Raw genomic sequence first — 14,488 nt, 5'->3', positions numbered from 1 at the left:
CCACGCTCCGCCGACCTGCCCATCACGCCCTCCTCACCCACGCCACGCTGCTCGGCGCTGCGCTACTCGCCGCTGCGCTACTCGCCGCTGCGCTTGTCGGCGCCGTCGTCCTCGTCCGCGTCCCGATCTGGATCGATCCGCGCCCGCCGGCTCGGAAAGGGGTTCTCGGCAATGAAGAGCTCCGCCACCGGCAGCGCCAGCTCGGTGGCGGCACCGGGCTGTGCTGCCTGCTCGCGAAAGGCGTAGCGGCCCATGGGCAGGCCGCGATCCGCCCGCTCCTTGAAGAAGGCCTGAACCTGGCGCGCGGTCGTCCAGCCCTCGGCGCTGCCGCGGTTAAAGCCTCGCCAGAGCGCTTCGAGCAGCGCGGCGAAGGTCTCGAAGCAATCCACGGCGGCCGCCGGATCGCCCTCGGCCCGCCTCCACGCTCCAGGACCACGCAGCGGCCGGTCCGCGGGCCGCGCGGCGAACATCGCCGGCAGCGCGGCAAAGGCCCACGGGGCGAGCAGGCCTCGGGTCAGCAGCTCATGCGTCGCGGAGGGCCCGAAGGTCGCCGCCGCGCCGAAGAGCCAATCCACGTTGACGAGCACGTCCCAGTGGTTTCGATAGAGCGCCAGGTCCCGGGGATCGCCCTCGGCGGCGACGGCCCGCGCGAGCGCGAGCCGCCAGGGGCGCTCGCCCCGCTGCAGCGCCGCCTCGAGCGCCCTGCGCTCGCCCGGCGCAAAGAGCTTGCCGAGCTCGGTGGGGGCCCACTGGCCAAAGGCCAGCAGGGGCAGGCCCCCAAGCTCGGCCGCTCCGGACCGCGCCAGCCTTCCGAAGACCGCGCGCCCGGCGGGAGAGCTCGCGAGTTCCTCTCCGGTGAGCAACATGATCCGCGCCGACGCGTCGACCACCGGCTGGCCCTCCGTCCGGAGGGGATTGTCCGCGCGCGCCGGCGGGAAATCGCGCAGGCCCTCGAGCGCGTCGGCCACCACTAGCGCCCAGTTGGACGCATCGGCCGCCCCGGCCGCCCCGGGGCTGGTCGCGGCGAAGTAGTCCGTCAGCAGGCCCTTGGCGACGGGCTCGCCGTGCGGGGACTTCGCGTGAGGGCGGGCAGCGGCGCGCCTCGGCAGCAGCGCCGACGCTGCGACCGCTGCAGCCCCGACAAGGAGCCGACGACGCGCCGGATCCGCGGGGGTGTGCTTGGCTCGCTGCGCGCACGGTGAAGCGCCGAAGGCCCTCGCCCCGGTGCAGGTGATGATCGTGCCAAGGATCACCGCGCAGACAATCGTCGCGGGCCTCACCACGCCCGCGGAAAAGCGCGCCAGCCGTCCCATCTCGGCCCCCCCGACCCTATCCCGACCTTAGCTAGCGGCCTGTGCCCAGCCAACCCTATCCGCCTGCTTGCCACGAGCCCGCCTCCGGGGCAAGGCCCCCGCTGCCAGCGGGTCAGCGCAGGGGCCGCGGCTCATTGCCGCGGGGTATCCGGTAGCTCGTTGGTGTCATCGCTGCGCCGCGGGAAGTGCGCCGACAGCAGCGCGCCGAGCTGCTCGATCACGCTGACCAAGCCATCGCCTGGGCGTCCCTCGCGCACGGCCGCCACGAGCTGCGTCACCTGCTCGGCCCAGCCCTGCGCCCCGACCCGCTGATGAATCCCATCGTCGCCGAGGATCTCGACGCGCCGCTCGAGCGCGCTGATCAAGATCAGCAGGCCCGAGCGATCGCGCGTGCGGTGGACACCGTGCTCGGCGAAGGCCCGCAGCGCCCGCTCATGGACCGCCCGCGCGGCCCGGCCCGGCGGCAGCACCGTGCGCAGCAAGGGACCCCAGCCGGCGAGCCAGAAGCCCAGCGCGAGGGCTGGAAGCTGAGCCACCAGCAGCCACAGCGGCTCGACGTGCCACGGCAGATACGCCGCCGCCGCCGTAGCCGCCATGATCGTCCACAGCGCTGCGAGCAGGGCGCGCGACCCCTCGTAGCGCTCACTGCGCGCGACGACGACCACGACGATCTCACCCGCCGTCCGCGCCTCTGCCGTGGCGACCGCCTCCTCGACGCGCCGCGCCTCCTCCGCCGAGAGCAGCGCCATCGCTACCACCCTCCCGAGGCGCCGCCGCCGCCGAAGCCGCCGCCCCCGCCACTGAAGCCGCCACCGCCGCCACCGCCCCAGAGCCCGCCGCCGCGGTGGGAGCCGCGCTCGCGTGGGCCGACCCAGGGGCCGCCCAGCCCGAGCCCGAGCCCGGCCAGACCCTCGAGGCCACCGATCCCCCGCCGGCGCCCGCCACGCCCTCCCAGCAGGCGCTGCCGCCGCGCGCCCAGCGCCAGGCTGCCAACGCCCCAAGCGAGGGCGATCACCAACCAGAGCAGGGTGCCGCCCGGCGCCGGCCCTCTGCGCGCGCGCGCGGGCGCGGGCACCTCGACCTTGAGGCCACGCGCGGCGTCCATCAGCAAGGCCAGCGCGCGCTCGATACCACCGCCAAAGTCGCGGGCGCGAAAGGCAGGCGTCAGCACGTTGCGGACGATCCGCGCGGCGAGCAGATCGGGGATCGAGCCCTCGAGACCATAACCGACCTCGATGCGCATCCGCCGGTCGTTGAGCGCGATCAGCAGCAGCAGGCCGTTGTCGTGGCGAGCCTGCCCGAGCTTCCAGGCCTCGGCCACCCGCAGCGCGTAGGTCTCGACCGCCTCGCCCTGCAGCGTGTCGGTGATCAGCACCGCGAATTGGTGCGCGGTCTGCTGCTCGAAGGCGCTGAGCTGCGCCTCGAGCCGTGCGCGCGTCGCGGCCGGAAGCAGCCCGGCGCGGTCGTTGACGTGCCCCGCGAGCGCCGGCACCGGCAGCGGCGCGGCGTGCCCGAGGTTGGCCCCGCAGAGCAGCGCGAGGCCCAGGGACGCGCGCGCGAGCCCGGCGACGGGGGCCAATCGGGTCGCCGCGCTAGAGGTTGACATCGGGTGGCTGGGCGTCGGCCGCCGTACCCTCGAAGGTCGGCCGCAGGGTCTTGCCACGCAGCTTGGCGCCCAGGCTGCTGGGGAAGCGCAGCACGACCTTGTTGTACTCGGCTACCGACGCGATGAAGCGCCCACGGGCCACCGTCACGCGGTTCTCCGTGCCCTCGAGCTGCGCCTGCAGGTCGCGAAAGGCCTCCGTGGCCTTGAGCTGCGGATAGCGCTCGACGACGACCAACAAGCGCGACAGCGCGCCCGAGAGCTGGCTCTGCGCCTGCTCGAAGGCGCGCAGCTTGGCGGGGTCCTGCGCCGTGCTGGCGTCGATCTTCAGCCCCGCCACCTGCGAGCGGGCCTCGACGACCTTCTGCAGCGTCTGCTGCTCGAAGTTGGCCGCCCCCTTGACCACCTTGACCAGGTTCGGCACCAGGTCGGCCCGGCGCTTGTACTGATTCTGCACCTCGGCCCAGGCCGCCTTGACCTCTTCGTCGCGCTCGATCACGGCGTTGTAGCCGCAGCCGACCAGCAGCGAGCAGCCCAGCGCTGCGGCGATCCACCCACGTCCACACCAGCTCTTGCGCATCGTCGATGCCTCCACAACTAGCCTCGCCAGCGAAGCAAAACCTCGCCAGCGAATCAACGCCTCGCCAGCGAATCAACGCCTCGCCAGCGAATCAACGCCTCGCCAGCGAATCAGGCGAGCTCGAGATCAAGCGCCACATCGAGGCTCGCCGCGCTATGCGTCAGCCAGCCGATCGAGAGCAGGTCGACCCCGGTCGACGCGATCGCCGCCACGTTATCGGGACGAATGCCGCCCGAGGCCTCTGTTAGCACACGGCCGGCGACGATGCTCGTGGCGCGCCGCAGCGTCGCCAGGTCCATGTTGTCGAGCAGCACGGCGTCGATCCCCGCGGCCAGCGCCTCTTCGAGCTGCGCGAGGTTGTCGACCTCGACCTCGACCTTGATCATGTGCCCGACGCGGCGTCGCACGCGGGCCACCGCCTCGCCGATGCTGCCGGCGAGGACCAGGTGGTTGTCCTTGATCAGCACAGCGTCGTCGAGGCCGAAGCGGTGATTCGCGCCGCCGCCCGCGCGCACGGCGTACTTCTCGAGCACGCGCAGTCCCGGTGTCGTCTTGCGCGTGCAGACCACGCGGGCTCGCGTGCCGCTCAACGCCTCGACCACGCCGCGCGTCACCGTGGCGATCCCGCAGAGGCGGCCCAGCAGGTTGAGCGTCGTGCGCTCGGCGCCGAGCAGGGCCCGGGCGGGCCCGCGCACCAGCGCCAGGGTCTCGCCCGCGGCGACGACGGCGCCCTCGCCGACCTGCGCCTCGACGACGACCTGCGGTTCGAAGAGCAAGAGCGCGCGCGTCGCGGGCAGCAGCCCCGCCACACAGCCCGCCTGTCGGGCGACGATCCGGCCGCGCGCCTGCAACGCGGGCGGCACGATCGCCTCGCTGGTCAGGTCGCCGGCCCGGCCGAGATCCTCGAGGAGCGCGGCGCGCAAGAGCGGCTCCCAGAGCAGCGGATGCGGCGGGACGAGGGCCTCCGGATCGAGCAGGGCGGCGGGATGGTGCATCAGGCTACTCGCTGGCGCGCGGCCTCGACCGTGCGCCCGATCATCGTCGAGTGGAAGGCCGCCCCCTCGAGGTGCGCCGGGAAATCGGCGCGGAAGTGCACCCCACGGCTCTCGCGTCGGGCGAGCGCCGCGGCCGTCACGAGCTGCGCCACCTCGAGCAGGTTATGCGCCTCACCCGCGCCGGGCCCGAGGCGTCGCGCCAGCTCCACGATCGTCTGCAGCGCACGCGTCAGCCCCGCGTGGTCGCGCACCAACCCGACGTCGCGCCACATCAGCGCGCGTAGGGTGCTCACGACCTCGGCCTCCGCCCTGCTCGCCTCGGCCGCCGCTGAGCAGACACCCGCGCCGACCAGCGCCCCAGCGCTCGCTACCCCAGCGCCAGCGGCGAGCGGCGACGCGGGCACGTCGCAGCAGAGCGGCAGCTGCGTCGCCACGTCCTCGGCCACGCGGCCGGCGATCACCATGGCCTCGAGCAGCGAGTTGCTGGCCAGGCGGTTGGCGCCATGGGCTCCGGTGCAGGCGTTCTCGCCGGCGGCCCACAATCCCGGCAGCGAGCTGCGACCGCGCCCATCAACGGCGATACCGCCGATGTGATAGTGGGCGGCGGGCGTGATCGGCAGCGGCGCGATACGCGGGTCGAGCCCGTCGCGGCGACAGAGCTCGAAGACCGTCGGAAAGCGGGCGGCCAGCCGCGCCCCGAGCGCGCCGGTGGCATCGAGGAAGGCCCGTCCACCGCGCTGCTGCACGCGCCAGATCGCCCGCGCCACGACGTCGCGTGGCGCCAGCTCCGCAGCGGGATGGTGGTCGAGGAGAAAGCGTCGCCCGCGCTCGTCGATGATCAGGGCGCCTTCGCCGCGCAGCGCCTCCGTCAGCAGCGGCAGCGGGTCGCGGCCGCCGTCGAGCGCCGTGGGATGGAACTGCACGAACTCGAGGTCGGCCAAGCGCGCGCCAGCGCGCGCGGCCAGGGCCAAGCCGTCACCGGTCAGCTCGGGCGGATTGGTGGTATGCGCGAAGAGCCGACCGCAGCCGCCCGTCGCCAGGACCACGGCCGCGCAGCGCCAAAGGCAGCGCGCGCCGTCGGCGCGCCGCGCGATCAGACCCGCGACGCGCCCGCCCTCGGTGACGAGCTCGAGCGCGAAGGTGCGCTCAGCGAGCGCGACGTCACCGCGGCGCCGCAGCGCCGCCGTCAGCGCGCGCACCAGCTCGGCGCCCGTGGCGTCGCCGTGCGCGTGGAGGATTCGTCGCCGCGAGTGCCCCGCCTCGCGACCGAGCGCTAGCGTGCAGTCGGCGTCGCGGTCGAGCTCGGCGCCGAGCGCGAGCAGGAAGCGCACGCGCTCTGGGGCCTGACGCGTCAGCAGCTCGACGACCGCGGGGTCGGCCAGGCCGTCGGCCACGGCCAGCGTGTCGGCAGCGTGGTGCTCGGGGGAGTCATCGACGCCGAGGGCCGCGGCCAACCCGCCCTGGGCCCAGGCGCTAGCGCCGCCCGCGCCCAGCTCGGTCTTGGTCAAGAGCGTCACGCCGCGATCCGCCAGGCCGAGGGCTGCCGTCAGGCCGGCGAGCCCACTGCCGACGACGACGAGGCCCGTCGACATGACCGCGTCGAAGCGCTCGTTCTCGCCTGGCAGTCGCATCGTCTACCCCTCGCTCGCCGGACAGCCGGCGCTCGATTGCGCGCGCTGACCCGCGGGCGCGAAACGCGGCGCGCTGCGCCCTGCAGCCGGCGCGGTGATGGCCAGCATCCTTTCGACGGCCTTCCGCGCCCGCGCGGCGAGCGCCGGGTCGATCTCCACCCGCGGCTCCAGCCGCTCGAGCGCCGCGGCGATGTTGGCCAAGGTGATGCGCTGCATGTGCGGACAGAGCGTGCACGGCCGGATGAACTCCAGCTCGGGAAAGCTCGCCGCGACGTTGTCGCTCATCGAGCATTCAGTGATCAGCGCCACGCGCGGCGGCCGCTCGGCGCCGACGTAGCGGATCATCTCCGCGGTCGAGCCGACATAGTCGGCCGCCTCCAGCACGTCCGGCGGACACTCTGGATGCGCCAGCATCCGCAGCCCCGGATGCGACGCGCGAAAGGTTTGGAGCTGCTCGCCGCTGAAGCGCTCATGCACCTCACAATGGCCCTGCCAGAGGATCAGCTCGACCCCGCTCTGCGCCGCGACCCACTGGCCGAGGTAGGCATCAGGGAGAAAGATCACGCGCGGCACCCCGAGCGAGCGGACGACCTGCACCGCGTTGCCCGAGGTGCAGCAGATATCGGACTCGGCCTTCACCGCCGCCGAGGTATTGACGTAGGTGACCACGGGCAAGCCGGGGTGCTGCAGCCGTAGGGCCCGCACGTCTTCGGCCGTGATCGACGAGGCCAGCGAACAGCCGGCGCGCAGATCGGGGCAGAGCACGATCTTTTCCGGGCTGACGAGCTTGGCCGTCTCGGCCATGAAGTGCACGCCCGCGACGACGACGACCTCGGCGTCGGTCGCGGCTGCCTGGTAGGCCAGCGCCAGCGAGTCGCCCTGGAGGTCGGCCACGCCATGGAAGATCTCGGGCGTCATGTAGTTGTGCGCCAAGACCACGGCGTGTCGGGCACGCTTGAGCGCCTGGATCCGCACCACCCAGGGCGCATGCGCCTCACACTCGGCGCGCGTCAGCTTCGCCCCGAGGCGCTGGTGCAGCGCCGTCGCGGCCGCGGCCACGGCGGCGCTGGTGCAGGCCTCGCCGGAACCGGCACTCGTTGCTGACCGCATCGCCACCCGCGCCTCCATGTCTCCCCCTAGGGCCGCGCCCCGAGCGACGCCCGGGCGACTTCTACTCAGGATGAGTAAAATAAACTATAGTCGCGACCAGCACGAGCGTCAAGGCGCAGGAACGCGCGCGCAGGCAAGCGCGCGGGCTGCGAGCGATGGCGAGGCGAGCTTGGATTACACCCCTCGCGGCAGGCCGACGCCCGGCGCGGGCCGCTCGCGCAGCACCTCACGGCGGAAGCGGTAGAGCTCCGCCGGCCGACCGACGCTACGGGTCGCCAGCACGCCCGTGCGCTCGACCAACCCGCCGCGCTCGATCAAGCGCCGAAAGTTCGGCGTGTGCAGGCGCATTCCGGCCAAGGCCTCGACGACCCGCTGCAGCCGCGAGAGCGTGAAGGCCTCGGGCAGCAGCTCGAAGACCACGGGGCGATAGGAGAGCTTGCCGCGCATGCGCCCGAGCGCCGTCGCCACCATCCGACGATGGTCGAGCGCCATCGGCTGACCCAGCAGGGCGCTGGCGCCGCCGCGCCGATCGCGCGCGCTCTCGGCGACCAGCCCGAGCTCATAGAGCAGCTCGTAGCGCTCGAGCACCCGCGTCGGATCCCAGGCCGACCCGCCGAGGCCGAAGTAGATCGCCGCGCGCGCCTGCCGCTCGCCGTCGGCGCCGGCCCAGGCGCGTAGCGCCGGTTCGATCAGCGCGGCGAGCCCCGCCGGTCGAGCCTCGCGCCAATCCTCCCAGGGGAAGAGCGCATAGCCATCGCGCCAGGCAGCCAGCTCGGCGGCCGCCGGCGGCGGCGCACCGCGCCCCTCGCCCACCAACGCGAGATACGCCACCGACAATACACGCTCGCGCGGATCGCGCCCGCGGTCGCCGAAGGTATAGAGCTGCTCGACATAGCCGAGCTCGAGGCCGGCCTGCTCGCGCACCAGCCGCCGCAGCGCCAGCTCCAGCGTGCGGTCGCTCTCGGCGTCGAGCACCCCGGCCGGCAGGGCAGCCACTGGCTCGTCACCCGCGGCGACCGTGAGCAGGAGCGGACGCTCGTCGCTGACCGCGAGAATCACCGCGTTCAACCGTACGTAGACCTGTCGCCCGCCTGCCATCACCTGCTCCGCGGCGAAGATGCCACAGGCGTCCACAGCGGCGCCAGGGGGCGAGCTTCACCCACAGGCGCAGCCGCGCAGGCAGCGCCTCGCGCTCCCCCCGGGGCTCTGCCGAGGGCGCCTCGGGATCCCCCTTATAAAGCGCGCGCGATCCGACGATGGATCCAGCGCAAGCGGGCTATCTCTGTCCCAGAGCGTGCGGATGCAGATCGAAAGCGCCATATCGCCGCCCGGACCTCGCCCGCCGCTGATGGGCTTCAACCACAACCTGCGGCATCGGAACCGCGTCTACCACGTGCAGACGGAGGACTCCGGCCTGCGCAATCCGCATGTCTACAGCCACGTCTTCTTCAAGGGCACGATCATCTGCAGCGCCAAGCTCGACTACGGCGAGCTGGCCGGCCAGCCGGCCCACGAAAAGCGCGTCGGCGAGCTGATGCGCGAGCAGCACAAGACCTTGCTCAAGCGCCTGCGCCGCGGCGAGCTCGACGAAAAGATCGCCGCGCTGCTCGGCAGCCTCGAGCCGCGCCCGGAGGAGGCGCGCGAGGAGGCGCAAGGCTCGGCGCGGGAGTTCTCGCCGCGGATCCGAACCTACCGCCATGCGATCCGCCACGCCGGCCGTCTCTACGCGATCCAAACCGACTACTACGCGGCGGTGCGGACGGACGTCTATCACGAGACGATTCTCATCGCCTCGGAGACGACGGACTGCCGCGGACGCGCGACGCCTGGGGGCGAGGTCGTGCGGGGGCTGGCCCAGCAACAACATAAGGGGGCCATCAAGGCCCTGCGCGACGGCCTCTGCGACGAAAGGATCCGCAGCCTCCTCGGCGCCCTGAGCCCGGTCGAAGACGCGGCACCAGCGCTGCTGCCGCGTCATCCAGGCGTCGCGATCGAGCGCTACCAGCACCAGTTCCAGTACGGCAAGCGCGCCTACACCGTACGGACGCTCGGCTTCGTCGATCGGTCGACCGCACGCCTCGCGACGGAGCTGCTGGAGCGACAAACGCTCCTGACCCAGCGCGTGACGACCCTGGGCGCAATCGACGGCTCACCAGGGTCGCGCGAGCGTCTGCGCGAGCGGGCGCAGGAGCAGCATAAGGAGATGCTCCGCGCGCTGCGACGCGGCGAGCTCGACGAGACGATCCAGCTCCTCGAGCAGTTGGAGGCGCTCGAGGCGGCCAGCGCCTGAGCGCGGCGCGGCACGGCGCGCTTTGCTTTCGGCAGCGCTGCTGGCAGACTGGGCCTCGGTCCTTCCAATGCTCGATCTGCTGCAAAGCATCCGTGCGCTCGTCGCCAAACCGTCGATCAGCAGCCCCGACCCGGCGCTCGATCTCGGCAATCGCGCCGTCATCGACTGCTTGGCCGAATGGCTCAGCGACGCCGGCTGGCAGGTGGCGGTGCAGGTCCTGGGGACCCATCCGGCCAAGGCCAACCTGATCGCGACGCTGGGGCGGGGTCAGGGCGGCCTGCTGCTCGCCGGCCACACCGACACCGTGACGGTCGACGGCGCGCGCTGGCAGCACGACCCCTTCGCGGGCGAGGTCGTCGGCGACCGGATCTACGGGCTGGGCACCGCCGACATGAAGGCCTTCTTCGCGCTGGCGCTCGAGGCCGCCCGCGGGCTCGACCCGGCGCGACTGAAGCAGCCGCTGCTCCTGCTCGCCACCGCCGATGAGGAGACGAGCATGGCCGGCGCGCGGGCGCTGCTCGGCACGGACTACCTGCGCTGCGCCCGCTACGCGGTGATTGGCGAGCCGACGGGCCTCAAGCCGGTGCGGCTGCATAAGGGCGTATTGATCGAGCGCATCACGATCGAGGGCCAGGCGGGCCACTCCAGCGATCCGAGCTTCGGAGCGAGCGCGCTGGAGGGGATCCACGGGGTGATGGGGGAGCTGCTGGCCTGGCGCGGCGAGCTGCAGCGGCAGCATCGCGATCAACGCTTCAGCGTCCCGGTGCCGACGCTGAATCTCGGCTGTCTGCATGGCGGGAGCAGCCCCAACCGCATCTGCGCCAGCTGCGAGCTGCAGGTGGACCTGCGCACGACCCCGGCGATGGACCTGGCGGCGCTGCGACAGACCATGCAGGAGCGCATCGCGCGCGCCACCGCGGCGGTGGATCCCCGACTTCGCGTGCGCTGTGAGCCGATCTCGACCGGCGTACCGGCCTTCGAGGCCAGCCTCGGCTCGGCGCTCATCGAGGCCGTCGAGCGGCTGACGGGCAGCTCGGCCGCCGCCGCCTCCTTCGCCACCGAGGCCCCCTTTCTCCAGCAATTGGGCCTCGAGCCCTGCGTGATCGGCCCCGGGCGCACGGAGGTGGCCCACCAGCCGGACGAGCACCTCGAGCTGGCGTCCTTCGAGCCCACCATCGCGCTGCTGCGCGGCCTGATCGACAGGTTCTGCCTGCAGCCCGAGGAGCAGCGAGCGCGACCATGGACCGAGTGATCGACTCTGCCAGCTTCGTCCGCTGGTTTCGCGATTCCACCCCCTACATCAACGCCCATCGCGAGCGCACCTTCGTCGTGCATTTCGGTGGCGAGGCGGTGCAGGACCCGGCCTTTCACAACCTGGCCCACGATCTGACGCTGCTGTGCACGCTTGGCGTGCGCCTGATCGTCGTCTTCGGCGCCGAGCCGCAGCTCCGCGCGCGCGCGCGCGGGGCGGGGCTCGCGCTCGCGGAGGGTGAACCCTTGCCGCTGATTGACGAGGCGATGCTGGCGCAGGCGAGCGAGGCCGCCAGCGCGGTGCGGCTGCAGCTCGAGGCGCAGCTCGCGCGCGGCTTGGCCAACGCGCCCCAGGCCGGTCCGCGCCTGCGGGTCGTCTCCGGAAACTTCGTCGCCGCGCGGCCGCTGGGCGTGCGCGACGGCGTCGACCTCGCCTTCAGCGGTGAGGTGCGCCGCGTCGATGCCGACGCGATGAGGGCGGCGCTCGGGGTCGGCGCGATCGTGCTGCTCGGTCCGATCGCCTACTCGCCGACGGGTGAGATCTTCTATCTCGACTCCCCCGCCGTGGCGATGAGTGCGGCCGTGGCGCTGCGCGCCGACAAGCTGCTCTTTCTGGCCGAGCAGCCCGGGCCGCGCGACCCCCGCAGTCAACCGCTGCGCCAGCTCAGCAGCGCCGAGGTCGAGCAGCGCCTCCGGGCGGAGGCGGCCGTGCTCGGCGAGGCGACGCAGTCGCTGCTGCGGCTGGCCCTGCGCGCCTGTCGTGCCGGTGTGCGCCGCGTCCATCTGTTGGAGCGCCAGCTCGACGGGGCCCTGCTCCAGGAGCTCTTCACGCGCGATGGCGTGGGGACGCTGATCAGCGACTCCTACGAGGGCATGCGGCCGGCGACGATCGATGATGCGGGCGGCATCCTCGAGTTGATCGTGCCGCTGGAGGAGCAGGGCGTCCTCGTGCGCCGCTCGCGCGAGCGGCTGGAGCACGAGATCGACCGCTTCGTGGTGATCGAGCGCGACGGCGGCATCCTCGCCTGCGCGGCGCTCTACCCCTTCGTCGCCGAGTCGGTAGCCGAGCTGGCCTGCGTCGCCACCCATCCGGCCTATCGCGGCGAGGGACGCGGCGGCGCGCTGCTCGAGTACCTCGAACAACGCGCACGCACGGCCGGCATCGACCGCCTCTTCGTGCTGACGACCCACGCCGCCCATTGGTTTCGCGAGCACGGCTTCGAACCCGCCAAGGTCGCCGACCTGCCGCTGGCCAAGCAGGCGATGTACAACTACCAGCGCAAGTCGGCCGTCTTCATCAAGCCGCTCAGCTAGCGCTGGCAGCGCGCTCGGCGGCGCGGGCAGCTCAAGGGCTCGGCTGAGACCAGCCACCAGCGATGTTGCCGCGCAGGACCTCGGCGTGGGCCTGCCACTCCTGTCGCGGAACGCGGCGGACCGCACCGTCGGGATAGGCGACCACCAGCGCGGCCGGAAAGGGTCTGGTCGCGGCCTCGACCAACCAGCGCAGCAGCTCCTGTCGCGTGCTCAAGCGGGTCACGACAGGAACGGGGAAGGTCTGGGTCAGAGTCAGGCGACCGCCCGCGCCAGAGACGCGTCTGACGATCGGGACCTGCAGGACACCCCCAAGCACGAGATCGGTCGGTCGAAGGGGCAGCGCGGGAAGACCCTGCGCCGGGAACACGTCGGTTACGAAGGCCCCGCCGTCAAAGGACGCCACGGCCAGACCAATCGCGTCGAGCCGGGCCCGGTCGAGCGCGTCGCCGGAAGAGGGCTTGAACGTGACGGAGCGTGTTTCGCCCAAGAGCTCGTTCCATACCCGGGCCGCCAGCGGCGTTTCGCCGGCCTCGAGGTAGGCCTCGAGCAGGTCGGCCGGCGTCGCCATCGGCCGGTCGTTGAGGTGGGTGATCCTGTCGCCGAGCGTCAGCCCCGCGAGGCGTTCGGGCCCCACAGTGTGGATCCGCGAGACGCGCAGCGCGCCATCGACGACAAAGCCCGGTTCGGGCAGCTCGACCTCGGCGATTCCATTGAGGCCGGCGATGCTGCCAATCCTGTGCTCACGCTGGGCGCGGGCCTGCTCGAGCATATGGTCCAGCATCGGCAAGCAGAGGGGCGTCACTGTCGCGGTCCCTACGACCAGCGGTGAGGGCTCTGCCGCCACGAGGCGTGCCGAGTAGTCCGCCATGACCCCAAGCAAGGTCTCGCCGGCGCCATCGACGACCGGCGCGGCGAGCCCCAGGCCCGCCGATGCCGCCGCGGCCGGAAGCTCCAAGGCCACCGGGCTAGAATACCAATCACTCTCGACGCCAGACGAGGCCGGGCCATGGAGGTCGAAGGCCCCGACGCCAGGCGACGCACGGTGCGCCCCGAGCAGACTCCCTCGGACGCCTTCCGCAGCGGGGCGCGGCGCCACCGGCAACGCGACGATCTCAGTGAGCCGCTCCAGCGCCTCCTTCGGGCCGTGGAGTTCGTGCAAGACGAGGTGGTGACGACGATCCCGCACCAGCGGCTCGGTCAGCAGCGGGCTCGACGGTCGCCCCGCGCCCGCTCCGCCACGTCGCAGGCCCGCGGAATCGGACGGCAGCAGCGCCAGCCTCAGGGCCTCAGCGGGCTGCCCTGGCCGCCCCGCATCGGTGAGGGCGTAGGCCCTTCCCCGATGCGAAATGATGTTGATGAAACTCGAAATCGCGGACCGGCCACCGCCGCCAGCGGAGTGGGCCTGATCACCGAAACCCGCCGTCGCAACCTCGGTCCGCGCCGGAGCGGCGAGCATCATCAGCAGCGCTGGGCTGAGCATGGTGCTGATCCGCGCCAGCCGAGGGGCCTTGCGCGGGTGGCGTCGAGGCGGCATCGGGCTGTCCTGGTGGCCTGAGCTCATGCTTCACTCCGAGAGGCTGGGGCGGCGCGCCTGAGGCTGCTCTACCGGGGAATCCGGCAAGGCCAGCGGGCTCGGCTGCGTCCGGCGCACCCGGATGTTTAGCAGCTCGACGACGAAGGAGAAGGCCATGGCGAAGTAGATATAGCCGCGCTCGACGTGGCGGCCGGTCGCCTCGGCCAGCAGCATCACCCCGATCAGCAGCAGAAAGGCCAGCGCCAGCATCTTCATCGTCGGGTGGCGCTCGACGAAGGTCGAGACGCCTTCGGCGAAGACCAGCATCACGCCGACGGCGATCACCATCGCCGCGATCATCACCGCGAGATGCTGGGCCATGCCCACCGCGGTGATCACCGAGTCGAGCGAGAAGACGAGGTCGAGCAGGGCGATCTGCAGCAGCACCAGCCCGAAGCGGGCGCGCCCGCGCGTCGCCTCGCCGCCGTCCTCGGGCGTGGGCTGGACCTCGAGCTTGTCGTGGATCTCGAAGGTGGCCTTGGCCAGCAAGAAGAGCCCGCCGGCGCCGAGGATCAGGTCGCGTCCGCTAAAGGGGTGGCCGAGCACGCGGAAGAGCTCGCGCGTCAGGCCCATCAGCCAGGTGATGGCGAAGAGCAAGAGCAGGCGCGTCGCCAACGCCAGCAAGAGCCCGAGGCGGCGCGCGCGCGCTTGTTCGGCTGCCGGCAGACGCCCGGCGAGGATCGCGAGAAAGACGATATTGTCGATGCCCAACACGATCTCCAGCGCGGAGAGCGTGAGCAGACTGACCCAGGTGGCGGGGTCGCTGAGGAGCTGAATCACGCGCCCTCCTTCGCACGACTTCCCCGGCCCTGTCGAGAGGGTAGAAAG

13 protein-coding genes are annotated in these 14,488 nt (G+C 72.2%); 3 read left to right on the top strand and 10 right to left on the bottom strand.

Annotated elements, in window-relative coordinates; translation table 11 throughout:
* Positions 1-77: 77 nt before the first annotated feature.
* From IPL40_07710 to IPL40_07675, 8 genes are all read right to left on the bottom strand, one after another.
* Positions 78-1,313, bottom strand: a complete 1,236-nt coding sequence (locus IPL40_07710; GenBank protein ID MBK8481049.1) for a hypothetical protein — start codon at positions 1,311-1,313, stop codon at positions 78-80.
* A 131-nt stretch (positions 1,314-1,444) separates the two neighbouring features.
* Positions 1,445-2,062, bottom strand: a complete 618-nt coding sequence (locus IPL40_07705; protein MBK8481048.1) for a TPM domain-containing protein — start codon at positions 2,060-2,062, stop codon at positions 1,445-1,447.
* 2 nt (positions 2,063-2,064) lie between these two features.
* Positions 2,065-2,919: a TPM domain-containing protein gene (locus tag IPL40_07700; GenBank protein MBK8481047.1), complete on the bottom strand. Its 855-nt coding sequence runs from the start codon at positions 2,917-2,919 to the stop codon at positions 2,065-2,067.
* On the bottom strand, positions 2,906-3,496 hold the full coding sequence (locus tag IPL40_07695) for a LemA family protein (protein MBK8481046.1): 591 nt from the start codon (positions 3,494-3,496) through the stop codon (positions 2,906-2,908). Before IPL40_07695 ends, IPL40_07700 begins: the two co-directional genes overlap by 14 nt.
* Before the next feature lie 110 nt (positions 3,497-3,606).
* Positions 3,607-4,491, bottom strand: coding sequence for a carboxylating nicotinate-nucleotide diphosphorylase (nadC, locus tag IPL40_07690; protein MBK8481045.1), 885 nt, complete (start codon positions 4,489-4,491; stop codon positions 3,607-3,609).
* A complete protein-coding gene (locus IPL40_07685; GenBank protein ID MBK8481044.1) occupies positions 4,491-6,083 on the bottom strand; it encodes an L-aspartate oxidase in 1,593 nt (530 codons plus the stop codon). Before IPL40_07685 ends, nadC begins: the two co-directional genes overlap by 1 nt.
* Before the next feature lie 42 nt (positions 6,084-6,125).
* Entirely contained in the window at positions 6,126-7,232 is a 1,107-nt protein-coding gene (gene nadA / locus IPL40_07680) for a quinolinate synthase NadA (protein ID MBK8481043.1), read from the bottom strand.
* A 174-nt stretch (positions 7,233-7,406) separates the two neighbouring features.
* The gene (locus IPL40_07675; protein ID MBK8481042.1) at positions 7,407-8,330 is read right to left on the bottom strand and encodes an NUDIX domain-containing protein; all 924 of its coding nucleotides are present in this window, start codon (positions 8,328-8,330) and stop codon (positions 7,407-7,409) included.
* A 202-nt stretch (positions 8,331-8,532) separates the two neighbouring features.
* Between IPL40_07675 and IPL40_07670 the strand changes: the two genes are divergently transcribed.
* The 3 genes from IPL40_07670 to argA all read left to right on the top strand — a co-directional run bounded on the left by IPL40_07670 (position 8,533) and on the right by argA (position 12,087).
* Positions 8,533-9,522, top strand: coding sequence for a hypothetical protein (locus IPL40_07670; protein ID MBK8481041.1), 990 nt, complete (start codon positions 8,533-8,535; stop codon positions 9,520-9,522).
* 67 nt (positions 9,523-9,589) lie between these two features.
* Entirely contained in the window at positions 9,590-10,774 is a 1,185-nt protein-coding gene (gene argE, locus IPL40_07665; protein ID MBK8481040.1) for an acetylornithine deacetylase, read from the top strand.
* A complete protein-coding gene (gene argA, locus IPL40_07660) occupies positions 10,762-12,087 on the top strand; it encodes an amino-acid N-acetyltransferase (protein MBK8481039.1) in 1,326 nt (441 codons plus the stop codon). Before argE ends, argA begins: the two co-directional genes overlap by 13 nt.
* Before the next feature lie 31 nt (positions 12,088-12,118).
* On the opposite strand, the gene IPL40_07655 is transcribed toward argA, so the two are convergent.
* Together IPL40_07655 and IPL40_07650 are read right to left on the bottom strand one after the other, a co-directional pair.
* Positions 12,119-13,648, bottom strand: coding sequence for a hypothetical protein (locus IPL40_07655; protein MBK8481038.1), 1,530 nt, complete (start codon positions 13,646-13,648; stop codon positions 12,119-12,121).
* A gap of 3 nt (positions 13,649-13,651) precedes the next feature.
* On the bottom strand, positions 13,652-14,440 hold the full coding sequence (locus tag IPL40_07650; protein MBK8481037.1) for a TerC family protein: 789 nt from the start codon (positions 14,438-14,440) through the stop codon (positions 13,652-13,654).
* Positions 14,441-14,488 lie beyond the last annotated feature (48 nt).

The organism is Pseudomonadota bacterium (assembly GCA_016711215.1).
Taxonomy (GTDB): domain Bacteria; phylum Myxococcota_A; class Polyangia.
Note: the sequence above shows the minus strand (reverse complement) of the source record. Positions and strands in the feature narration are given on the sequence as shown.

Excerpts from the sequence above, each read along its gene's own strand:
- IPL40_07710 (MBK8481049.1), bottom strand. The coding sequence starts at position 1,313 with ATGGGACGGCTGGCGCGCTTTTCCGCGGGCGTGGTGAGGCCCGCGACG.
- IPL40_07655 (MBK8481038.1), bottom strand. The coding sequence starts at position 13,648 with ATGAGCTCAGGCCACCAGGACAGCCCGATGCCGCCTCGACGCCACCCG.
- IPL40_07700 (MBK8481047.1), bottom strand. The coding sequence starts at position 2,919 with ATGTCAACCTCTAGCGCGGCGACCCGATTGGCCCCCGTCGCCGGGCTC.
- argE (MBK8481040.1), top strand. The coding sequence starts at position 9,590 with ATGCTCGATCTGCTGCAAAGCATCCGTGCGCTCGTCGCCAAACCGTCG.
- nadC (MBK8481045.1), bottom strand. The coding sequence starts at position 4,491 with ATGCACCATCCCGCCGCCCTGCTCGATCCGGAGGCCCTCGTCCCGCCG.
- argA (MBK8481039.1), top strand. The coding sequence starts at position 10,762 with ATGGACCGAGTGATCGACTCTGCCAGCTTCGTCCGCTGGTTTCGCGAT.
- nadA (MBK8481043.1), bottom strand. The coding sequence starts at position 7,232 with ATGCGGTCAGCAACGAGTGCCGGTTCCGGCGAGGCCTGCACCAGCGCC.
- IPL40_07685 (MBK8481044.1), bottom strand. The coding sequence starts at position 6,083 with ATGTCGACGGGCCTCGTCGTCGTCGGCAGTGGGCTCGCCGGCCTGACG.
- IPL40_07670 (MBK8481041.1), top strand. The coding sequence starts at position 8,533 with ATGCAGATCGAAAGCGCCATATCGCCGCCCGGACCTCGCCCGCCGCTG.
- IPL40_07675 (MBK8481042.1), bottom strand. The coding sequence starts at position 8,330 with ATGGCAGGCGGGCGACAGGTCTACGTACGGTTGAACGCGGTGATTCTC.
- IPL40_07705 (MBK8481048.1), bottom strand. The coding sequence starts at position 2,062 with ATGGCGCTGCTCTCGGCGGAGGAGGCGCGGCGCGTCGAGGAGGCGGTC.
- IPL40_07695 (MBK8481046.1), bottom strand. The coding sequence starts at position 3,496 with ATGCGCAAGAGCTGGTGTGGACGTGGGTGGATCGCCGCAGCGCTGGGC.